This window comes from Trinickia dabaoshanensis (genome assembly GCF_002879885.1).
Classification (GTDB): domain Bacteria; phylum Pseudomonadota; class Gammaproteobacteria; order Burkholderiales; family Burkholderiaceae; genus Trinickia; species Trinickia dabaoshanensis.
On the sequence record NZ_PNYA01000002.1, the window covers coordinates 174403 to 197088 of the forward strand.

General features: G+C 65.7%; 16 protein-coding genes. 10 read left to right on the forward strand and 6 right to left on the reverse strand.

Features of this window, described 5'->3' with window-relative positions; genetic code table 11:
* Nucleotides 1-4: 4 nt before the first annotated feature.
* On the reverse strand, nucleotides 5-2821 hold the full coding sequence (gene glnE / locus C0Z18_RS02690; RefSeq protein WP_102643826.1) for a bifunctional [glutamate--ammonia ligase]-adenylyl-L-tyrosine phosphorylase/[glutamate--ammonia-ligase] adenylyltransferase: 2817 nt from the start codon (nucleotides 2819-2821) through the stop codon (nucleotides 5-7).
* Between the two features lie 102 nt (nucleotides 2822-2923).
* Here glnE and C0Z18_RS02695 point away from each other — a divergent pair, with 102 nt between their 5' ends.
* From C0Z18_RS02695 to aroG, 4 genes are all read left to right on the forward strand, one after another.
* Entirely contained in the window at nucleotides 2924-7162 is a 4239-nt protein-coding gene (locus tag C0Z18_RS02695; protein WP_102643827.1) for a YhdP family phospholipid transporter, read from the forward strand.
* Nucleotides 7163-7234: 72 nt separating this feature from the next.
* Complete coding sequence (locus C0Z18_RS02700; protein WP_102644004.1) at nucleotides 7235-8071, forward strand: carbon-nitrogen hydrolase family protein; 837 nt, start codon at nucleotides 7235-7237, stop codon at nucleotides 8069-8071.
* A gap of 24 nt (nucleotides 8072-8095) precedes the next feature.
* Nucleotides 8096-9562: a metalloprotease TldD gene (gene tldD / locus C0Z18_RS02705; protein ID WP_102643828.1), complete on the forward strand. Its 1467-nt coding sequence runs from the start codon at nucleotides 8096-8098 to the stop codon at nucleotides 9560-9562.
* A gap of 327 nt (nucleotides 9563-9889) precedes the next feature.
* Entirely contained in the window at nucleotides 9890-10963 is a 1074-nt protein-coding gene (gene aroG / locus C0Z18_RS02710; protein ID WP_102643829.1) for a 3-deoxy-7-phosphoheptulonate synthase AroG, read from the forward strand.
* A gap of 74 nt (nucleotides 10964-11037) precedes the next feature.
* Here aroG and hmpA read toward each other — a convergent pair whose 3' ends face one another.
* Together hmpA and C0Z18_RS02720 are read right to left on the reverse strand one after the other, a co-directional pair.
* Entirely contained in the window at nucleotides 11038-12246 is a 1209-nt protein-coding gene (gene hmpA / locus C0Z18_RS02715; RefSeq protein WP_102643830.1) for an NO-inducible flavohemoprotein, read from the reverse strand.
* Nucleotides 12247-12397: 151 nt separating this feature from the next.
* On the reverse strand, nucleotides 12398-12952 hold the full coding sequence (locus C0Z18_RS02720; protein ID WP_102643831.1) for a cob(I)yrinic acid a,c-diamide adenosyltransferase: 555 nt from the start codon (nucleotides 12950-12952) through the stop codon (nucleotides 12398-12400).
* A 268-nt stretch (nucleotides 12953-13220) separates the two neighbouring features.
* Between C0Z18_RS02720 and C0Z18_RS02725 the strand changes: the two genes are divergently transcribed.
* The 6 genes from C0Z18_RS02725 to proC all read left to right on the forward strand — a co-directional run bounded on the left by C0Z18_RS02725 (nucleotide 13221) and on the right by proC (nucleotide 20493).
* Nucleotides 13221-14642 carry an FAD-binding oxidoreductase gene (locus tag C0Z18_RS02725; protein WP_102644005.1) on the forward strand — a complete coding sequence of 474 codons (1422 nt, stop codon included), beginning with the start codon at nucleotides 13221-13223 and terminating at the stop codon, nucleotides 14640-14642.
* A gap of 20 nt (nucleotides 14643-14662) precedes the next feature.
* Nucleotides 14663-16156, forward strand: a complete 1494-nt coding sequence (locus C0Z18_RS02730) for an FAD-linked oxidase C-terminal domain-containing protein (RefSeq protein ID WP_102643832.1) — start codon at nucleotides 14663-14665, stop codon at nucleotides 16154-16156.
* Nucleotides 16157-16317: 161 nt separating this feature from the next.
* Nucleotides 16318-17406 carry a glycolate oxidase subunit GlcE gene (glcE, locus tag C0Z18_RS02735; RefSeq protein WP_102644006.1) on the forward strand — a complete coding sequence of 363 codons (1089 nt, stop codon included), beginning with the start codon at nucleotides 16318-16320 and terminating at the stop codon, nucleotides 17404-17406.
* A gap of 88 nt (nucleotides 17407-17494) precedes the next feature.
* Entirely contained in the window at nucleotides 17495-18760 is a 1266-nt protein-coding gene (gene glcF, locus C0Z18_RS02740) for a glycolate oxidase subunit GlcF (protein ID WP_102643833.1), read from the forward strand.
* Nucleotides 18761-18857: 97 nt separating this feature from the next.
* Nucleotides 18858-19556 (forward strand): YggS family pyridoxal phosphate-dependent enzyme, encoded by a 699-nt coding sequence (locus C0Z18_RS02745; RefSeq protein WP_102643834.1) that lies wholly within the window; start codon nucleotides 18858-18860, stop codon nucleotides 19554-19556.
* A gap of 124 nt (nucleotides 19557-19680) precedes the next feature.
* Nucleotides 19681-20493, forward strand: coding sequence for a pyrroline-5-carboxylate reductase (gene proC / locus C0Z18_RS02750; RefSeq protein WP_102643835.1), 813 nt, complete (start codon nucleotides 19681-19683; stop codon nucleotides 20491-20493).
* 96 nt (nucleotides 20494-20589) lie between these two features.
* On the opposite strand, the gene C0Z18_RS02755 is transcribed toward proC, so the two are convergent.
* The 3 genes from C0Z18_RS02755 to C0Z18_RS02765 form a co-directional block, all read right to left on the reverse strand.
* A complete protein-coding gene (locus C0Z18_RS02755) occupies nucleotides 20590-20850 on the reverse strand; it encodes a hypothetical protein (RefSeq protein ID WP_146013922.1) in 261 nt (86 codons plus the stop codon).
* Nucleotides 20851-21039: 189 nt separating this feature from the next.
* Nucleotides 21040-21903, reverse strand: coding sequence for a 4-hydroxybenzoate octaprenyltransferase (ubiA, locus tag C0Z18_RS02760; RefSeq protein ID WP_199189381.1), 864 nt, complete (start codon nucleotides 21901-21903; stop codon nucleotides 21040-21042).
* Between the two features lie 151 nt (nucleotides 21904-22054).
* On the reverse strand, nucleotides 22055-22549 hold the full coding sequence (locus C0Z18_RS02765) for a Dps family protein (RefSeq protein ID WP_102644007.1): 495 nt from the start codon (nucleotides 22547-22549) through the stop codon (nucleotides 22055-22057).
* Between the last annotated feature and the right edge of the window lie 137 nt (nucleotides 22550-22686).

A 22686-nucleotide genomic window follows, 5' to 3' on the forward strand; every position in this document is an offset into this window, starting at 1 on the left:
CGCCTCACGAGCCGAATACGCGCCGCCAGAGTCCCAGCACGGTCTCTCGCTCTTGCGCGACGCGCTCGTGCGGCACGCAGGCCTTTTCCATGCCGTCGAGCCGTAACCGGTGCTGCAGCTTCCGATAGGTTCGATAAGCCGAGCCGACCGCATCGGCTTCGTCGGCACTCATGAGCCCGAAGCGCGCCACCTCGCGCAACAGCGCGATGTTGCCGGTATTGCGGATCAGTTCCGGGTCCTGCGCGGCGTGCAGCAGGACCCAGTATTGAACGATGAATTCGATATCGACCATCCCGCCGCGATCGTGCTTGACGTCGAACAGCTCGCTGCGGTTCGGATGGCCCGCCGCGACGCGCTCGCGCATCGACACGATCTCCGCCGCCAGCGGTCCGCTTTCGCGAGGCGTCGTCAACACGCGCTGACGAATCTCCTCGAACGCGCGCCCGATCTGCGCATCGCCCGCGCAAAAGCGCGCGCGCGTGAGCGCTTGATGCTCCCAGACCCAAGCCGTATTGGCCGCGTCGCCTTCGCGCAATTGATAGCGCCGGAACGCGTCGAGATCGGTAATGAGCAGGCCCGATTCGCCGTTCGGCCGAAGCCGCAAGTCGATATCGAACAGCGTCCCGGCTCCCGTGGCCGTCGTCAGCCAGGTAATGAGGCGGCGCGTAAAAGTCGAGTAGATATCGGCGGCCGCGTCGTCCGGGTCGTCGTAAAGAAAGATCAGATCGAGATCGGACGCGTAGCCGAGCTCTTTGCCGCCCAACTTGCCGTAAGCGATGACCGCCACGCGCGGCACGTCGCGATGGCGCTTCGGCAACTGCTGCCAGACCGCGTCGATCGTCACGTCGAGGACCGAATCGGCCAACTCCGAAAGGCGATCGCTGACCTGCTCCACCGTCAGACGGCCCGCGAGGTCGATCAGCAAAATTCGAAAGACTTCGGCCTGATGCGCGTGGCGCAACAAGTCCATCTGCTGCTCGACGCCGTCGGCCGCGGCCAAGCGCGAACGCAGCGACGCCCGGAATTCCGGCCAGTCGAAGGGGCTGCCGATCGCTTCGTCGTCGAGCAATTCGTCGAGCAACTGAGGGTGGCGAATCAGATAGCCGGCGGCCCAACGCGACTGGGCGAGCACGTCGAGCACGCGTTCGAGCGCGGCCGGATATTCGTTGAGCAGCGCGAGATAGGCGCCGCGGCGGCCCACGGCCTCGAGCAGGTCGATCATTCGAGCGAGCGTGGCGGCGCGCTTGGCCGGCGCATCCATGGCCGCCACGGCGTCGAGCGCGCGCGCCGCGATCTTGTCGAAACGTTCGCGGTTGCGCTCCGGCAAACCTTGGTAGCGCGCCGAGCGGCGCACCGCGCTCAAGCGCGCGTGCACCTGCTGCGCGTCGTCGAAGCCGGCCGCGCTCAAGCGCGCGACCGATTGTTCGTCGGCCGCTTCGTCCTCCAACGCGCAGTTCCAAATCTCGCCGGCGTGCACGGCCGGCTGGCCGTTACCCTCCGAGCCCTGGGCGTGCGCGCCGGCCTTGTCGGCGAAGATTTGATCGAATTGCGCCTCGACGCGCTCGCGATGGCCGTCCAAGACGGCCGCGAGCCCGGCGAAGTTGGCAAAGCCCAGCGTCGCGGCAAGCCGCGCGCGCTCCTCGGCATCGACCGGCAACGCGTGGGTTTGCGCGTCGTTGCGATACTGGAGCCGATGCTCGAGCTCGCGCAAGAACCGATAAGCGTCCGAAAGCTCCGCGCACACAGACGGCGCGATCAGACCGCGCGCGGCCGCATGCCGGAGCACGGCGAGCGTCGGCCGGATTCGAAAGCCCGAATCTTGGCCGCCGCGAATCAATTGAAACACTTGCGCGCTGAACTCGATCTCGCGGATGCCGCCACGCCCGAGCTTGATATCGTCGGCCTTGTCGGGCCGCATCGTGGCACGGCGCTGCGCTTCTTCGCGGATCTGCCGATGCAGCGAACGAATCGCCTCGATCACGCCGAAGTCGAGATAGCGTCGATAGACGAACGGCTTGACGAGCGCATCGAGTTGCTGCGACAGACGCCGCGCCGCGTCGCTGTCCTGCTCTGACACGAGTCGTCCCTTGATCCAGGCGTAGCGCTCCCATTCACGTCCTTGGACGTAGAAGTATTCCTCCAACATGCCCAAGCTGCACGCGAGCGGCCCCGAATCGCCGTTCGGGCGCAGCCGCATATCGACGCGAAACACGTACCCGTCCGGCGTCGCCTCGGCCAAGGCGCCGATCAGCCGGCGGCCGAGCCGCGTGAAGAACTCCTGCGTCGAGATGGCGGCGCGGCTGCCGCCCGCGGTCTCTCCATCGTCCTCGTAGACGAAGATGAGGTCGATATCGGATGAAACGTTGAGCTCGCGGCCGCCCAGCTTGCCCATGCCGACCACGCCCAGTGTCAGGCGATTGCCGTCCGCGGCGCGCGGCTCGCCGTAAAGGGCTTCCAATTCGCGGGAAAGCACATCGATCGCCCGCTGAATCGCGGCCTCGGCCAAATCGGTCATCGTGGCCGTTACCTCGGCGACGTCGGCGTGCCCGGCCAAATCGCGCTCCATGACCGCGCAGAACACCTCGGTGCGCAGCCGGCGCAATGCACTGCGCAACGTCTCCTCGCCGATCGGCGCGCCTTGCTCCGCCCCATCGAGCTGGCGCCGGTCGGCGATCAGCTCGCGCAGACGTATATCGATGCGCTCACGCGTGATCGGCGACTCGGCCAAGGCGGCGATGCGCGCCGCCAGTTCGGGACGCGCGGCGATCGCGCGGGAGGCATAGGAAGAATAGGCGGAACTCAGCAGTGCGGCGGCAGTCATGGATAGGCGTGGCTCGCTTGTTGCGACAGTAACGGCGGCCGCTGTGATACATTTCGTCGTCCGAGACGCCAAACTACCACATCCCCGATTCGCCGCCGCAGTATGTCCGACAGCAAGGAATCCACTGAACCCGCCGTTGCCGGACAAGCGCATCACGAACACCGACGCCTGCGCCGAATTTTGAAGTTCGCGCTGGCCGTCGCGTTTCTCGTCTACTTCGTGGTTGCCGCCCTTTTTATTGGCCTGCGCTATCTCGTCTTGCCCCGCATCGACGATTTCCGCCCGCGCATCGAGACGCTGGTCGGCGAGCGGCTGCATGCCGATCTGCGCATCGGCAAGCTCGCGCCGCATTGGGTCGGCTTCGAGCCGGGGATCGACATCACCGAGCTCGTCATTCGCGATCGCCAGGGCAACCCTGCGCTGTCGGTGCCGCATGCCACCGGCACGCTATCGTGGCGCTCGCTGCTGACCGGCAAGCCCGTGCTCGGGCAACTCGTGATCGACCGGCCCGATGTGCTGACCGAGCGCAGGGCCGACGGCACGCTGTGGGTCGGCGCCGTGCAGGTGCCCACGACGCACACGGGCAACGATACGTTCTCGACCTGGCTGCTTTCGCAACAGGCGATCGTCGTGCGCGCGGGCACGCTGCGCTGGCGCGACGCCCAGCGCGACGCGCCGGAACTGGCACTGCACGACGTGCGCATCGCGGTACTGAACGAGGGCCTCGTGCATCGCGTCGCGCTGCAGGCGCCGGCGGAGGGTACGCTGCTCGAGGGGCCGCTCGACTTCCGCGCGCGCTTCCGTCATACGCCGCTCATGTCCGTCGGCAAGCCTGAAAATTGGACCGGCGAGGCCTATCTCTCGACGGGCCCCGTCCGATTGCCGATGCTCGGACGCTATGTGAAATTGCCGATCGCCACCTACGCCGGCAACGTGGACAACGCGATCTGGGCGCGTTTCTCGGGCGGCCATATCCGCTCGGCCCATGGACGCCTGGAAGGATCGAATATCGCGCTTCGGGTGCGCCCGACGCAACCGCGGCTGGACATGCCCGTCGCGCGCTTCGGCTGGGCGGTGCAAATCGAGGCGCAGCGCGACTACCGCATTCGCTTGACCAATCTGCTGGCCGAACTCGCGCAGCCGCCGCTAGCGGACGGCACCCCCGTCTCGCGCACGCTCGAGCTCACGACGCTGACGGGCCACTACCGCGTGCCGACGGTCGAACACGGCCAATTGATGAGCGTCTCGGGCGATCGAGTCGACCTGGGCGTGCTGGCCGAATTCACGCGCGCGTTGCCGGTGCCGCGCCGCTTCCTCGACGAGCTCGTTCGCTTCGATCCGCGCGGCATGGTGGCGAATTACACGATCGCGGTCGAGCGCGCCCGCCCCCGGGATGCGCTTGCCGCCAGCGAGGAACGCGTTGCCGGCACCGCGCCGGTCGTGCGTTACCGCTTCAAGGCGGATCTGCAAGGCATCAGCTTCGCCGCGCAAGAGCCGCCGCCCGGTCTATCCGCGGCGGGCCACCCGCGCGCGGGCCTGCCCGGGTTCGAGAATCTTTGGGGCAACATCGATGCTAACGAGCGGCAAGGCACGATTTCGCTCGATACGGTCAATGCGGCCGTCACGATCCCCGGCGAATTCGACGATCCGCGGCTCAAGTTCGACCGGCTTCGCATGCGCGGAAACTGGAGCGTGAGCCCCACGCGCGCACCGGGCGAGGCGCACAAATCGTTTTCGGTGACGGTGCCCGAGCTCAGCATCGCGAACGCCGACACCGCCGGCTCCGTCGCGGCTACCTACACGAATCCGGGTCACGGACGAGGCCAGCTCGACTTGAGGGCGACCATCGCCCGAGCGAAGGTGCCGATGATCCCGCGCTATCTGCCCACGAGCATCGGCGAACATTTGCGCCACTATCTGGCACACGGCCTGCAAGACGGCACGGCCCACGATGCCACGATCGAAGTCCACGGGAGTCTCGACAAGTTTCCCTACTCGCGCGAACCGGACGCGGGCGTCTTTCGCATCGCCGCGCCGTTCACGGGCGGCAAGTTCGACCCCTCGCCCTATCCGGCGAAGACGCTCAAGAACGGTACGCCCGACGTCTGGCCCGCGATCGACGGCATCGACGGCGTCTTCACGCTCAAAGAAAACAAGCTGCGCTTCGACATCGCCCGCGGGCGCTACAAGCGTGTGGCGATCACCGGCGTAGCCGGCCGCATCGACGACCTCGGCAGCCACGCCTCCGACCTCGTGATCGCCGGCCAAGCGCACGGCCCGCTCGCGGATCTGCTCGATTACGTCAACAACAGCGCGCTGGCCGGCATGTCGGGACACGTGAGCGAGAAAGTGCGCGCGAGCGGAGCAGCCGGTCTCGCGCTGACGCTGACGGTCCCGCGTACCCAAGAGCCGCACGTCGGAGTGGCGGGCGCCGTGACGCTGGACGGCGATACCGTATCGGCGCCGCAACTGCCGCCGCTCGAAGCCCTTGCCGGCCAGGTTCGGTTCACGAAGCGCTCGCTTTCGTTCGAGCGCGTCTCGGGCCGATGGCTCGGCGGCGAGGTGCATGCCAGCGGAGCGCTGCGAGAAGACGGCCGCTACGCGTTCGACATCGCGGGCCGGATCGCGGCGGACAGCGCCCGGCAATTGGATCTCGAAGGGCCGGCCGCAAAGGTGCTCGCCCACCTGTACGGCGCGGCACCCTACTCGATCGCCTTGCGCGGCAACAGGGAAGGGTTGCCCACCGTATCGGCCACGTCAGACTTGAGCGGCCTCGCCTTGGACTTGCCCGCCCCGCTCGGCAAAGCGCTCGGCACGCCGATGCCGTTCTCGCTGGAAGTGAAGCCGCTCGAATCGGGCGAGGGCCCCGAAACAGCCGCGGGCGACGTCATTCGCGCGCGCGCCGACATGCAACTCGGCCCGCTACGCGCCGCTTATATCGTCAACCGCGGCACCACCGACGCGGGGCAATCGGCAATTTCGGTGACGAGCGGCGCGATCGCTTTGAACGAACCGGTCCAGCTCCCGCCGCAAGGCGTCAGTGCCGCGCTGAGCGCCGACACGTTCGACGCCGACGCTTGGCGCGCTTTCTTCGGCGAATTGCGCACCGGCGCAGCGCCGCCGGAGAGCATGGCGCCGGTCGAGCGCGGACAGCCGCGCCCGGCGCAGGGCACGCCCTCGCGCGCCGCTCAGTTTCTGCCGGCTCGCATCGCGGCCCGTTTCAAGACGCTGAAGCTGATGAACCGCCAGTGGTCGAACGTCGCGATCGACGCGACGCACGCCGCCCCGGAGTGGAGCGCCGATCTCGCGTCCGACGAAGTGGCGGGCAACGTGTCCTGGCGCCCCGGCGAGGCGGATGCGCCGGGTGGCCAACTGCGCGCCCGGCTGACCAAGGCGTCGATCCCCGTGACCGTCGGGCACGACCTGCTCGGCCAGCTCACGCCGAGCACGAACACCTCGATTCCCGCGATCGATCTCGTCGTGGACGATTTGACGATGCGCGGCCACCCCATCGGCCGGCTCGCGGTCAATGCGCGCAATTTCGTCGAAGACGGTGTGCCCGTCTGGCAGGTCGACAAGCTCGACATCTCGAATCCGGCCGCTCATTTGGTCGCGACCGCCAATTGGCGAACCTCGCGCCGGCTAGGCGCCGGCGCCGACGCGGATACGCCGCGCCGTACGATCGTCGACTTCAAGCTCGACGTGGCCGATGCCGGCGCACTGCTCGAGCGTTTCGGGCTGCCCCGCACGGTGAAGGCGGGATCGGGCTCGCTTCAGGGCAAGGCCGTATGGCGCGGGGGCCCCACCGCCATCGACTATCCGACGCTCGACGGCAATCTGACGATCGATCTGAACCATGGCCAGATTCTGAAAGTCGATCCGGCCGTGGCCAAGTTGCTCGGCGTGCTGAGCCTGCAAAGCATCACGCGCGTGCTCGCTTTGAACTTTCGGGACGTCATCGGCGAGGGGCTGCCCTTCAAGAGCGTGACGGGTACGGCCCGCGTGCGCAACGGCGTCGCGCGAACGGACGATTTCCGCGTCGTCACGGCGCCGATGCGCGCCGACCTGTCGGGAACGGTCGATCTCGCGCAAGAAACGCAGGACTTGCACGTGGTGATCACGCCGACGCTTTCGGCCGGCTCCGCCGTGATCGCCGCCACGGTCGTCAATCCGCTGTTCGGTCTGGGCGCGCTCGTGGCCAACGTCGCGCTCTCGCAGTCGATCTCGCACGCCTTCGCCCACGACTATTCGGTCACGGGCTCGTGGTCGCACCCTCTCGTCGAGCGGGTCGCGGCCGATCGCGGTAAGATGGCTGCTCCGGCCGAGGCGACGGACAAGTAGCGCACGGGCTGGGCCATGGGCCCGGCAAGGCGCTGCGCCTCCGACGATCGGCAGCACCTCGATATCCAATTCATGAGCGATCGACCTGTCCACACGACACCGTTTCGCGTCGCCGCGCTCCAGATGGTCAGCACGCCCGAGCGCGAGCGCAATCTCGACGACGCCGAGCGCCTGATCGCGCAGGCGGCGGCCGACGGCGCCGGGCTCGTTTTGCTGCCCGAGTATTTTTGCTTCATGGGGCACAAGGACGCCGACAAGCTAACCGTGCGCGAGCCGTACGGCGACGGCCCGATTCAGCGCTTTTTGGCGGAGAGCGCGCGTCGCCACGGCGTATGGGTCATCGGCGGCACCCTGCCGCTGACCGTTACCGACCCGCACGATTGCGCACGCGTCCTCAATACGACGCTCGTGTTCGACCCGAGCGGTCAGAACCGCGCGCGTTACGACAAGATTCACCTGTTCAACTTCGAAAAGGGCGCCGAATCGTTCGACGAGGCGCGCACGATCCGCCCGGGGAGCGAGGTTTGCACGTTCGACGCGCCGTTCGGGCGCGTGGGCTTGTCGGTCTGCTACGATCTGCGCTTTCCCGAGCTGTACCGGCGCATGGGCGATTGCGCGCTGATCGTCGTGCCTTCGGCGTTCACCTATACGACGGGCCGCGCGCATTGGGAGATGTTGCTGCGCGCTCGCGCCGTCGAAAACCAATGCTACGTGCTCGCCGCGGCTCAAGGCGGCACGCACGAAAACGGCCGTCGCACGTGGGGCCACAGTATGTTGATCGACCCGTGGGGCGAGATCTTGGCCGTGCGGGACGAAGGCCCCGGTGTCGTCGCCGGCGACATCGACCTCGCGCGCATCGACGAAGTGAGGCGCAGCCTTCCCGCTTGGCGCCATCGCGTACTCGCTTAACCTTTTTCGCATCGAAACGACCGCATGAACCTGATCGAACCCGGTATCCGCAATCTCGCGACCGCGAAAGACGTCCTGCTAACGCCCTACGGCCTCGACGAGGCGCGCTTGACGCGCACCCTCGCCGATATCTTCACGCACCGAGTCGATTACGCCGACTTGTACTTCCAAGCCACGCGCAGCGAAGCGTGGAGCCTCGAGGAAGGGATCGTGAAGTCGGGCAGTTTCAGCATCGACAAAGGCGTGGGCGTACGCGCCGTCGCGGGCGACCGCACCGCATTCGCCTACTCCGACGATCTGTCCGTCGAAGCGCTCACGCAAGCCGCGCATGCGACGCGCTCGATCGCCAAAGCCGGCGGCGGGAAACAAAAGATCAAGGTGGCCACCGCGCTCAAAGGCGTGGCGGGACGCGACCTGTATCTAGCGGCCGACCCGCTGGCCTCGCTCGACGCCACCGAAAAGGTCAAGCTGCTCGAGCGCATCGAGCAGATGGCACGCAGCCGCGACACGCGCATCACGCAAGTGATGGCGGGTTTGGCCGGCGAATACGACGTGGTGCTCGTCGCCCGTAGCGACGGCGCGCTCGCGGCCGACGTACGGCCGCTCGTGCGCGTATCGGTCACCGTCATCGCCGAGCAAGACGGCCGGCGCGAAATCGGCAGCGGCGGCGGCGGCGGACGCTTCGACTACGGCTACTTTACCGACGACATCCTGGCCCGTTACGTCGACGATGCCGTCAAGGCGGCGCTCGTCAATCTGGAAGCCCGCCCGGCCCCGGCCGGCGCGATGACGGTCGTGCTCGGCCCGGGCTGGCCCGGCGTCTTGCTGCACGAGGCGATCGGCCACGGGCTCGAGGGCGACTTCAACCGCAAGGGCTCGTCGGCATTCGCTGGGCGCATCGGCGAGCGCGTCGCGGCCAAGGGCGTGACCGTCGTGGACGACGGCACGCTGCCGAATCGCCGCGGCTCGCTCAATATCGACGACGAAGGCAATCCGACTCAATGCACGACGCTGATCGAGGACGGCGTGCTCAAGGGCTACATCCAGGATACGTTGAACGCGCGGCTGATGAAAATGCCGGTGACGGGCAACGCCCGGCGCGAGTCGTACGCCGCGTTGCCGATGCCGCGCATGACGAACACGTACATGCTGGCGGGCGACAAGGCGCCGCAAGAGATCATCGAATCGGTCAAGCACGGGCTCTATGCCGTGAATTTCGGCGGCGGCCAGGTCGACATCACGAATGGGAAGTTCGTGTTCTCGGCCTCCGAGGCCTACATGATCGAAAACGGCAAGGTCACCTACCCCGTCAAAGGCGCGACGCTGATCGGCAGCGGCCCCGAGTCGCTCAAATACGTCAGCATGATCGGCAACGACATGGCGCTCGATACGGGCGTGGGTGTATGCGGCAAGGAAGGCCAGAGCGTCCCCGTCGGCGTGGGTCAACCGACGCTGCGGATCGACAATCTGACGGTCGGCGGCACGATCTAATTTGCGCGGCGATGCATGTTTCTTGCATCGCCGCGTCGTTTTACGCGGAGATTCCGCATTGTTTAGGCCCACAACTTGCCGCCCGCGCCTAACCGGCGTATAAAGTGGAACGCACCTTTTAACGAGCCTCATCCCTGCCATGTCGCCGAAGTTTCATTTTCACTTTTACTTCTTTTGGCATCTCAGTCCGCTGGCGGATCGAGAGGGGTGTTAGCGCGTAACGCGAACCCGAATTCCCGAAAAACCGCCAGCGACCCTGGCGGTTTTTTTTCGCCACCGCAGGTCGAACGAGAGGCGAGCCCCGTACCCGATGAGGAGAAGCACAACATGCCCCCGCACAATACCGATGATGTCCGTATCCGCGAGTTGAAGGAACTCACGCCGCCCGCGCATTTGATTCGCGAGTTCGCGTGCACCGAAGCGGTCTCCGATCTCATCTACGGCACGCGCCGCGCGCTGCATCGAATCTTGCACGGCATGGACGATCGGCTCATCGTGATCATCGGGCCGTGTTCGATCCACGATCCGAAGGCCGCGCTCGAATACGCGAGCCGCCTCGTGCAGGAGCGCAAACGCTTCGCCGGTGAACTCGAAATCGTGATGCGGGTGTACTTCGAAAAACCGCGTACGACGGTGGGCTGGAAAGGCCTCATCAACGATCCGTATCTCGACAACAGCTTCAAGATCAACGATGGGCTGCGCGCCGCGCGCGAGCTGCTCGTCGGCATCAACGAGATGGGGCTGCCCGCGGGCACCGAATACCTGGACATGATCAGCCCGCAATACATCGCCGATCTCGTCTCGTGGGGGGCGATCGGCGCTCGGACCACCGAGTCGCAAGTGCACCGTGAGTTGGCGTCGGGGCTGTCGTGCCCGGTGGGCTTCAAGAACGGCACCGACGGCAACGTCAAGATCGCGGTCGACGCGATCAAGGCCGCCTCTCAGCCGCACCATTTCCTGTCGGTCACGAAGGGCGGCCACTCGGCCATCGTCTCGACGGCCGGCAACGAAGACTGCCACGTGATTTTGCGCGGCGGCAAGGCGCCGAACTACGATGCGGCCAGCGTGGACGCGGCATGCGCCGACATCGGCCGCGCGGGGCTCGCCGCGCGGCTGATGATCGACGCCAGCCACGCCAATAGCTCGAAGAAGCACGAGAATCAGATTCCCGTTTGCGCGGACATCGGCCGCCAAGTGGCCGGCGGCGACGAGCGCATCGTCGGCGTGATGGTCGAGTCGCACCTCGTCGGCGGCCGCCAGGATCTGCAGCCGAACTGCACGTTGACCTACGGCCAAAGCATCACCGACGCCTGCATCGGCTGGGACGAAAGCGTCGCCGTGTTGGAAGGGCTCGCGGACAGCGTCAAGCAGCGGCGCATCGCGCGCGGCAGCGGCAACTAATCGAGCCAAACGAACGGCCGGCTGCCCGATGGGCACCGGCCGTGCGAACCTCTCGACGCTTTCAGCGACTTCGATCAGGCCAAAGCGCCCGATCCGAACACTTCGCTGTGAATGCGCGCCGGATCGACGCCGAGCGCCACCAGTGCGTCGCGCTGCGCCTGCATGAAAGCCATCGGCCCGCACAGGTAGTAATCGGCATCGGGCAGAACGGCTTGCTCGGCGATGCGGGAGAAGTCGATCCGGCCTTCGAAGTCGTAATCGACGCCTTGACGGTCGGTTGCGCCCACCTCTTCGTAGAACACCGCGCGCGAAACGTTCGCATTCGTCGCCAAGGTTTGCGCGAGCCATTGCTTGAACGCATGGACCTTGCCGTTACGGCAAGCATGCACGAAGGCCACGCGGCGCGTGCTGCCCTCGGCGGCCAGCGTCGAAAGCATCGACATCATCGGCGTAATGCCGACCCCGCCCGAAATGAGGACGACCGGCGTCGACTTCGTGCGATCGAGGCGGAAGTCGCCCATTGGCGCGGTGACTTCGACGATGCTGCCCTCTTCCACGCCTTCATGCAAAAGGGTCGAGAGACGGCCGGCGGGAACCGCCTCGTTGCCGGCTTCGCGCTTGACCGAAATCCGAAGCCACTTGCCGTGAGGCGCATCGGACAGGCTGTACTGACGGGGCTGATCGACGCCGAGTTCACCCACGTAACGCTTCACGGTCACGTACTGGCCGGGCTCGAAACCGGCCGCCTGGGCACCATCGGCCGGCGTCAGATAAAACGACGTGATCTCGTCGCTTTCCACGACCTTGCGCGAGACGATGAACGGACGATATCCGCTCCATGCCGCGTTGTCGTAGAGCTTGGCTTCCGCGCCGATCATGATTTGCGCGAGCTGAGCATAGGCTGCGCGCCAGGCCTCGAGCGTCGCTGCGTCGACGGCGTCACCGAGCACCTCCACGACCGATGCAAGCAGGTTTTCGCCGACGATCGGGTAATGTTCGGGGCGAATGTTCAAGCTGGCATGCTTGTGCGTGATCCGGCCGACAGCCGATCCAAGCGCGCCGAGGTTATCGATATTGGCGGCGTACGCGTAGACGGCGCGCGCGAGGACATCGGCTTGGCTTCCGCTCTCTTGGTGCGTTTGATTGAACAGATTGCGCAGTTCGGGGCGGTTCGCGAACATGCGACGATAAAAATGCTTCGTGATCGTCGCACCGTGCTCGGCGAAGACGGGGGCGGTGGCTTTGACGCGGGAAATTTGGTCAGGCGTAAGGGCGGAGGTCATCGTTTCGGCGTTCCTCGTTAAGATGCATCAAGAATACATGTTAACAAAGCCCGCACCCCATACGACACATTGTCGCAGGGCAGCACGCCGTGAACGGTGCGGCCGATCTGCTTTTAGGCCCCGGCGGTGCGTTTGATCTGCTGCAGCCGCGTCAGGGGACGCGGCGCTGGGGTTGCCAAAGCACGTCGCCGCCCCCACCCGCCCGATTCAGTACCCGCGACAGCACGAACAGCAAGTCGGATAAGCGATTGACGTACCGGCGCGGCGCATCGGCGAGCGGCTGGGTATTGCCGAGCGTCACGATTGCGCGCTCGGCCCGGCGGCAAACCGTCCGGCACACGTGCGCCAGCGCGGCGGCGCGCGTGCCGCCCGGCAAAATGAACTCTTTCAGCGGCGGCAAATCGGCGTTGTAGCGCTCGAGCCAGCCATCGAGCCGAGCCAAATGCGCATCGCCGATCACGGCATGGCCGGGAATGCAGATCTCGCCGCCCAAGTCGAACAAGTCGTGCTGGATGGCGGTTAGTGCCTCTTGCACGTCGGCCGGCAACGGCTCGGTGAGCAAGACGCCGATGTGCGAATTGAGTTCGTCGACATCGCCCATCGCGGCGACGCGCGCATCGTCCTTGGGCACGCGGCTGCCGTCGCCGAGCCCTGTCGTGCCGTCGTCGCCCGTGCGCGTGGCGATCTTGCTCAAGCGGTGGCCCATGTTTGTCGCTCCTCGTATCCATTGATGGCGCATTGGCGCTTTGCCGCCGCCGACCCATTATAGGCGGGCGTGAAAGCGCCTCGAATCGCCGCTCGGCTAGGCCTTCCGGCCAATTCTGACGGCCCGGCGATCGGCGTAGAATGAACGCAAGCTTCGAACGGAGCGCTTGGCCCGGCGTCGTTTCCGCGCCGCGCGCCGTCCGTTCGATTACACCGACATACGAATGCGCGATACCTCGATAAACGCCTCGCGCTGGGAGACGCTATCCGTGAACCACCCCGTGCCTCCGGCCGCCGTTCGCCCCCGCCGGCCGTTTCCCTCGGAACTGCTGTCCGCCTTGCAAGCGCAATTCGGTGAACGCGTCTCCACCTCGGAGGCCGTACGCGCGCATCACGGCCGCGACGAATCCCCGTTCGATCCGCAATTGCCCGACGCCGTCGTCTTTGCCCAAAGCACGGAGGAAGTGCGCGCGATCGTCGAGTCGTGCGCCCGCTATGACGTGCCGATCATTCCCTACGGCAACGGCTCCTCGCTCGAGGGGCAGCTACTTGCCGTCGAAGGCGGCGTGAGTATCGACTTGTCGGGCATGAACCGCATCGTATCGATCGCGGCGCAAGACATGACGGCCACCGTCGAGGCCGGCGTCTCGCGCAAGGCGCTGAACGAAGCGCTGCGCGATACCGGCCTGTTCTTCCCGATCGATCCGGGCGCCGATGCGAGCTTGGGCGGCATGTCCGCCACGCGCGCGTCGGGTACGAATGCCGTCCGTTACGGCACGATGCGCGAGAACGTGCTGGGGCTCACCGTCGTGCTGCCCGACGGGCGCATCGTCAAAACCGGCACGCGGGCCCGTAAATCGTCGGCCGGCTACGACCTGACTCGGCTCTTCGTCGGCTCGGAAGGCACGCTCGGGGTCATCACCGAGGTCACCGTGCGGCTCTATCCGCAACCCGAAGCGGTATCGGCGGCGGTCTGCGCGTTTCCATCGATGGGCGAAGCCGTGCGTACCGTCATCGAAACGATTCAGCTCGGCGTGCCCATCGCGCGCGTCGAGTTCGTCGATGCGCTGGCCATTCGCGCCATCAACCGGCACTCGAATCTCACGCTGCCCGAATCGCCGACGCTTTTTTTCGAGTTTCACGGCAGCGAAGCGGGCGTGCAGGAACAAGCCGAGCGCGTCGAAAGCCTCGCCGGCGAGCACGGCGGCAGCGGCTTTGCCTGGGCCACGCGGCCCGAGGAGCGTAGCCGCCTTTGGAACGCGCGCCATACGGCCTTTTTCGCGATGCTCCAATTGAAGCCCGGTTGCCGCGCCGTGACGACCGATGTCTGCGTGCCGATTTCGCGCCTCGCCGATTGCGTGGAGCAAACCGAACAAGACTTGCTCGGTTCGCCGTTGCCCTGCCCGATCGTCGGCCACGTGGGAGACGGTAACTTCCACGTCGCGATGCTCATCGATCCCGCGAAACCCGAAGAGCTCGAGGAAGCGGAACGCTTGAACCGCCGCGTGGTGCAACGCGCGCTCGAAATGGGCGGCACTTGCACGGGCGAGCACGGCATCGGACTGCACAAGATGGACTTCCTGCTCGACGAGCATGGTCCGGCGGCCGTCGGCGCCATGCGCGCCATCAAGCACGCATTCGACCCGCGCAATCTGATGAACCCGGGCAAAATCTTTTCATACTCGGCCTAACGCGGCCAACGGGGGAACCTATGGAAGCCGTTGTCTCGCCATCCGCCGATGTGCGCGCCGAACGCCAGCGCGAGGTCGTCCAAGCGTTGATGGCCACGCTGCCCGCGCACTGCCTGCTCTATCGCGACGAAGACACCGCGCCGTACGAGTGCGACGGCATGAGCGTCTATCGACAGTTGCCGCTTGCCGTCGCGTTGCCCGAAACCGAAGCGCAGGTACAGCGCGTCTTGCAGATTTGCCGCCGTCTCGGCGTCCCTGTCGTGCCTCGCGGAGCGGGTACGGGGCTATCCGGCGGCGCCACCCCGATCGCGCACGGCGTCGTGCTCTCGCTCTCGCGGTTCACGAAGATCGTCGAGGTCGATCCGTATGCACGCACGGCCACCGTGCAGCCCGGCGTGCGCAATCTGGCCGTGTCCGAGGCCGCCGCGCCTTACGGGCTCTACTACGCACCCGACCCCTCGTCGCAAATCGCTTGCACGATCGGGGGCAACGTCAGCGAAAACTCCGGCGGCGTGCATTGCCTGAAATACGGTTTGACCGTCCATAACGTATTGCGGGTGCGGGCCGTCACGATGGATGGCGACGTCGTCGAATTCGGCTCGCTGGCACCGGACGCGCCCGGGCTCGACCTGCTTGCAGTCATGATCGGCAGCGAGGGCATGTTCGCCGTCGTGACGGAGGTCACCGTCAAGCTGATCCCGAAGCCGCAAACGGCTCAGGTGGTCATGGCCAGCTTCGACGATGTCGTCAAGGGCGGTGAGGCCGTCGCCGCCATCATCGCGGCCGGCATCATTCCGGCCGGCCTGGAGATGATGGATCGCCCCGCCACGCGGGCCGTGGAAGCATTCGTCGGCGCGGGTTACGACATCGATTGCGCGGCTATCTTACTGTGCGAGTCGGACGGCACGCCCGAGGAAGTCGCCGACGAAATCGTGCGCATGACCGCCGTGCTTCGCGAGCACGGGGCCACGCGGCTGCAGATCTCGCGCACGGAGTCGGAGCGATTGCGCTTTTGGTCGGGCCGCAAGAATGCGTTTCCGGCAGCGGGCCGAATCTCGCCCGATTACTACTGCATGGACGGCACGGTCCCGCGCCGCAGTATCGGTCCGCTGCTGGCGCGCATCGAAACGATGGAGGGCAAATACGGGCTGCGTTGCATCAACGTATTCCATGCGGGCGACGGCAACATGCATCCGCTGATCCTATTCAACGGCAACGACGCCGACGAGCTGCGCCGGGCCGAGGAATTCGGCGCCGAGATTCTCGAAACGTGTGTCGAGTTCGGCGGCACGATTACGGGCGAGCACGGCGTCGGCATCGAAAAAATCAACTCGATGTGCGTGCAGTTTTCGCCGGCCGAGCGAGACGCATTCTTCGCGGTCAAGCGCGCGTTCGACCCGGCAGAACTACTGAACCCGACGAAGGGCATTCCCACCCGGGCGCGCTGTGCCGAGTACGGCAAGATGCACGTGCGCGGCGGGTTGCTGCCGCATCCCGAGTTACCGCGGTTTTGAAGCGCCGCCGGGCTCGCGCGCACCCACGGACTTACCCCTAGGCGCACGCGCGGCCGCTTGTCACTCCGCCCTCCGCCAGTACAATCTCTAACGAACCCAACCAGGCATGACTTGCTAAAAGCCGGCTCCACCGGATGAACGACACGACGAAGCGCGAAGCCATGCAGGAAGAGGACATCGTGACCTACTGGTCCGAACGGATCCGTGAGGCCACGGCCGAGGCGCGCCCGCTGCGTTTGCGCGGCGCCGGCACGAAGGACTGGTACGGCCAGCAACTCCAGGGCGAAATACTCGATACGCGTGCCTACCGGGGCATCGTCGCCTACGATCCCGCGGAACTCGTCATCACGGCGCGCTGCGGCACGCCGCTCGCGGAGATCGAGGCAACACTGGCCGAACGCGACCAAATGCTCGCCTTCGAGCCGCCGCATTTCGGGCGCGCATCCACGCTGGGCGGCTGCATCGCAGCCGGCATCTCGGGGCCGCGCCGGGCGCAAGCGGGAGCGGCGCGAGACTTCGTACTAGGCGTCACGTTGATGAACGGGGCCGGCGAGGTCCTGCGCTTCGGCGGCCAAGTCGTCAAGAACGTCGCCGGTTACGATGTCGCGCGGCTCATGGCCGGCTCGCTCGGAACGCTCGGTTTGATGCTCGATCTGTCGATCAAGGTCATGCCGCGCCCCGCGATGGAAGCCACGCTCAAGTTCGACATGAACGGCACCGACGCCGTGCGCAAACTCAACGAATGGGGCGGGCGGCCGTTGCCGATCACGGCCAGCGCTTGGCGCAACGGCACATTGGCCGTGCGCTTGTCGGGCGCGGAAACCGCGGTCAAGGCGGCCCGCAACACGATTGGCGGAGAAGTCGTCGATGCCGTCGAGGCCGAGCGTTTCTGGGAGGGCCTGCGCGAGCAAACCGATCCGTTCTTCGCCTCGATCCCGCCCGATTCCGCCTTGTGGCGCCTCGCGCTGCCCTCGATCACGGAACCGCTGCAACTGCCCGGTGCCCAGTTGATGGAATGGGGCGGCGCCCAGCGATGGTGGATCACCGATACCGACGCGCAAACCGTGCGCATCAGCGCCAAGCAGGCGGGCGGGCACGCGACGATCTTCCGGGCGGGCCGAGGCTTCGACCGCAGCGTGGGCGTCTTCACGTTGCTGCCGACGCCGCTGATGAAGATACACCGCGGGCTGAAAGCGGCTTTCGACCCGGCGCGCATATTCAACCGCGCTCGAATGTACCCCGAGCTCTAATGCCGATGCCGGCGATGACGCTAGAACGGCGCGACGCACACCGGCCGGCCACCCGACGGAGCGAAAGCTAAGAGGCAACAGCGACGCAATGCAGACTCAACTCGCAGACTTCATCCGTAACACGGCCGACGGCGACGAGGCCGATGCGATCTTGCGCAAATGTGTGCATTGCGGCTTTTGCACGGCCACGTGCCCGACCTATCAGCTGCTGGGCGACGAATTGGACGGCCCGCGCGGGCGCATCTACCTGATGAAGCAGATGTTCGAAGGCGGCAGCGTCACGCGCAGCACGCAGTTGCATCTGGACCGGTGCCTCACCTGCCGCAGTTGCGAGACGACGTGCCCGTCCGGCGTGCAGTACGGGCGCCTCGTCGAGATCGGGCGGCAGCATGTCGAGCAGACGGTGCCCCGGCCGTGGCGTCAGCAGTTGTTGCGCAGGGTATTGGCAAGCGTGCTGCCCAATGGCGCCCTCTTCGTGCCGGCCATGCGGCTCGGACAACTCGTGCGCCCCTTCCTGCCGCGCCGCTTGCGCGACAAGGTCCCGCCTCGCCAGCGGCTGCTCGAATGGCCGAGCTCGTCGGCACAACCCGTGGCCGCCGGCGCGACCGCCAAGCCGCTCGAGGCGCGCCGTATGCTGCTGCTGGCGGGCTGCGTACAACCGGCGATGCTGCCGAACATCAACATCGCAACGGCACGCGTGCTTCACGCGCTCGGCATCGAAACGTTGATCGAGCCCGAGGCCGGCTGCTGCGGGGCGATCAGACTGCACTTGGGGTACCGGGACGAAGCGCTCGACGACGTGCGGCGCAACATCGACGCCTGGTGGCCGCACGTCGAGAGCGGGGTCGAGGCGATCGTCATCAACGCCTCCGGCTGCGGCGCGACAATCAAGGAGTACGGACACCTGTTGCGCAACGACCCGGCCTATGCGGAGAAAGCGCAGCGGATCACCGATCTCGCGCGCGACGTCGTCGAAGTCCTGGGCCCGTTCGAAACGGAGTTGGCGGGACTCGCTCGCCGCCGTGGCGTGCATACGGTCGCCTACCATCCGCCATGCACGCTCCAGCATGGGCAGCAGATCCGCGGCGCGGTGGAGCATCTGCTCGCCACGCTCGGCGTCGAAGTACGGCTGCCCGTCGATAGCCATTTGTGCTGCGGCTCGGCCGGCACTTACTCGATCACGCAACCTTCGATGTCCTATACGCTGCGGGACCGAAAGGTGCAGAACCTGGAAGCGCTCGAGCCGCAGATGATCGTCTCGGGCAACGTCGGGTGTATCGCGCATCTGCAAAGCGGGACGTCGATGCCCGTCGCGCATTGGGTGGAGCTCGTCGAGCATTTGATTTACGGCTGAACGCGACGGGACGCCGGGGCTGGCCGCCGGCTAACCCCTGCCCGGCCCGCGCCGTATAATTCGCGACAGACTCCGTGCTCTCGCTCACGCGCATCCTATGTCCCCTATCGAAGAGAACTTGCAGGCGGTCCACGCCCGCATCGAACGCGCAGCTCATGCGGCCCATCGTTCGCCCGGCTCGGTCCATCTGCTTGCCGTCTCCAAGACGTTTCCCGCCGCAGATGTCCGCGCCGCCTTCGACGCGGGTCAGCGCGCCTTCGGGGAAAACTACGTCCAAGAATCGCTTTCGAAGATCGAGGCGCTAGCCGATTTGCGCGCCCGGATCGAGTGGCACTTCATCGGACCGCTTCAGTCGAACAAAACCCGCCCCGTGGCCGAGCAATTCGATTGGGTTCATTCGATCGATCGCCTCAAGATCGCACAGCGCTTGTCCGAGCAGCGGCCCGACGCGTTGCCGCCTTTGAACGTCTGCCTGCAGGTGAACGTAAGCGGCGAAGCATCCAAGAGCGGCGTGCAGCCCTCCGAGGCGCTCGCCCTCGCGCGGGCGATCGCCGAGTTGCCGAAGCTGCGGCTGCGCGGCCTCATGTCGATTCCCGAGCCCACCGGCGACAGCGAAGCGCAGCGCGAGCCGCACCGGATCTTGCACGCCCTGTTCGACACGCTGCGCGCCGAAGGCCTCGCGCTCGATACGATGTCGATGGGAATGTCGAGCGACTTGGAGGCGGCCGTCCTCGAAGGGGCAACCATGGTCCGGATCGGGACCGCGATTTTCGGCAAACGCGATTACTCGCATTGATCTTTCATTGATCTTCATTGGTCTTTTCCCGCCCCGATCGGTTGCACCCGTGCGGGTTGCACCCAACTGAATCGCGCAAGGCAGCGGTCTATAATCAGCCGCTGCGTCCACTCCCAACGAAATCATGAAGATCGCATTCATCGGCGGCGGCAACATGGCCGCGGCACTGATCGGCGGGCTGATCAAGCGCGGCGTCGCGCCGGCCGACCTCTACGCCATCGACGTCAACGAAGACGCGCGCGCACGCACGCACGAGCAGTTCGGCATCGCAACGGCGGCCTCGGCCGACGAAGCATTGCGCGGCTACGACGCCATCGTGCTCGCGGTCAAACCGCAGGTGTTGAAAGCCGTATCGGCCTCGCTCGCACCCCACCTGTCGACACAGCTCGTCATCAGCATCGCCGCCGGGATTCGCGGCACCGACCTTTCGCGTTGGCTCGGCGGCTATACGCGCGTCGTGCGCGCCATGCCGAACACCCCCGCGTTGATCGGACAGGGCGTCACGGGATTGGCCGCGCTCGCCGGCGTGGACACCGCGGGACGCTCACTGGCCTTGCAAGTGCTCGATGCAGTCGGCACATCGGTGTGGTTCGACGACGAAGCGAAAATCGATGCCGTTACCGCCATCTCGGGCAGTGGTCCCGCCTACGTCTTCTATTTCATCGAGGCGCTGCAAGAAGCGGCTCGCCGTCTCGGCTTGAGCGACGACGAAGGCCGTGCGCTCGCGCTCGGTACGTTCGCGGGCGCGGCGCAATTGGCCGTGCAATCGTCGGAAAGCGCATCGGTGTTGCGCGAACGCGTGACGTCCAAGGGCGGCACGACGGCCGCGGCGCTTGCGGCATTCGATGCGCAAGGCGTGAAGGAAGCGATCGTAAAAGGTGTGCTCGCGGCGGACGCGCGGGCCAAGGAAATGGGCGACGAGCTGGGCAATCAGTAAGCCGGTAGGTTTCGCGCATCGAATCGGCCGACGCGGCTGCAACGCCGCGCCGGCCTCGAACGCGCATCGCGCGCGTTCCGCGTTAGCTGGCGAGCATTACTGCCAGCCGGGATGCGATGCGCGGTAGTAGTCCAATGCCGCGGCACGTTCGCGCTCGGCTTCGCGGGCCAACTGTTCGGCGCGTGCGAGGTGACCGCCGAATTGGCCGCCGTGTTCCGCTTGAATCACGTGCATTTCGTCGATTGCGCGCTGCAAGTCGTGCGTCGCAGCCATGGCTTTGTTGTGGAGCTCATCGGCAAACGCCGCATTGGCGACCAGAAGGGCGCAGGCAAGTACGGAAAGCGTCTTCATTTTCATAGGTAAGGTTCTCCGAAAAAAGGGTTGTGCCCTTGAGACGGATAACGCTTCTCGCGCTGGACGCGCGCACCGACGATCGCCACAAACGTGTAATTTTGCATTACATGCCGCTGAAAAGCGCATGCCGCTGAAGGCGCATGCCGCTGAAAGTGCATGCCTTCGATAGCGCATGGCGCCGATAGCCGGACCTCAGAAATTCAACACAGCGTAGTGCGCGGCAATCCCCGCGAACAGCACGCCGCCTAACCAGTTGTTGTGGCGGAAGGCCGCGAAGCATGGCATCCGTTCGCGGTTTCGAATCAGGGTGTAGTGATAGAGCGTGCAACCGAGCGCGGCTGCCCAGCCTGCCCAATACAGCCAGCCGAAATGCAATGCGAGGCCGAGCGCGAGATAGATACCGAGCGTGAGCGCATAACAAAACATCACCGCCGCGACGTCGTAGCGGCCGAAGGTCAACGCCGACGTGCGGATGCCGATTTTGATGTCGTCGTCGCGATCGACCATCGCATATTCGGTGTCGTAGGCCACGGACCAAAACACGTTCGCCGCGAGCATGATCCACGCGATCGCCGGCACGTGGTCTTGCACGGCCGCGAATGCCATCGGAATCCCAAAGCCGAACGCAATGCCGAGATAGGCTTGCGGAATCGCGAAGAATCGCTTCGTGAACGGATAGGTGCCCGCGACGAACAGCGCCGCCACCGACAACTCCTTGGTCAGCGCGTTCAGCGGCAAGATCAGCAGGAACGATACGATCGACAAGCTCGCGGCAATCGCAAGCGCTTCCCATGCCCGGATCTTGCCCGAGGTCAGCGGACGCGATTCGGTGCGCTTGACGTAGCGGTCGAAGTCGCGATCGGCGTAGTCGTTGATCGCGCAGCCCGCCGAACGCATGAGCACGGTGCCGATCGTGAAGATGATCAGCAGCGAAACCGATGGCCGCCCGTTCGAGGCGATCCATAGCGCGTTCAGCGTGGGCCAGAGCAGCAGCAGGCTGCCGATCGGCTTGTCCATGCGGATCAAGCGCAGATAAAGCGGAAGGCGGGCGAAGATAGGGGCGTACATAAGCAATGCGGCGCAAGCGAAAGACGAACGCCGTATTGTAGAGCCGAAAGACAAAGGGCCTCCCGAATCACCGGGAGGCCCTCGCTAGCGCCGCGCGCGGCATGTGCGCCGCGCGGCACTCGCGCCCATCGAGCCAGCATCAAGCCAGCATCGAGCGCAGCATCCAAGCCGTCTTTTCGTGTGTCTGCAGGCGTTGCGTCAACAGATCGGCCGTGGGCTGATCGTTCGCCGCGTCGGCAGCCGCGAAAATCTCGCGCGCCGTACGCGCAACGGCCTCTTGCCCTTGCACGAGCTGGCGAATCATCTCTTCGGCGGCGGGCACGCCGTCGGCCTCGGGGATCGAGGAGAGTTTCGCGAAGTCTTTGTAGCTGCCCGGCGCGTGGACACCCAGCGCGCGAATACGCTCGGCGATCGCATCGACGGCCAGCGCGAGTTCGTTGTACTGGCCTTCGAACATCAAATGCAGCGTGTTGAACATCGGACCCGTCACGTTCCAATGGAAGTTATGGGTCTTCAGATAGAGCGTGTAAGTATCGGCAAGCAGTCGCGACAGCCCGTCCGCGATCTTCTTGCGGTCCTTGTCGCTGATGCCGATGTCGATTTGCACTGCGGCTGCGGTATTTTTCTTTGCCATGGCGAGTCCTTCCAAGAATGAAACGGCCGAACCTGTCGGCAGCGGTCGCGCTAACATCGGAGCGAACGGAGCCGACGCAATTCAGTAGGGGACGAACGACCGCCAGTGTAGCCCACGCAAGTGAAACGGTGCCACTT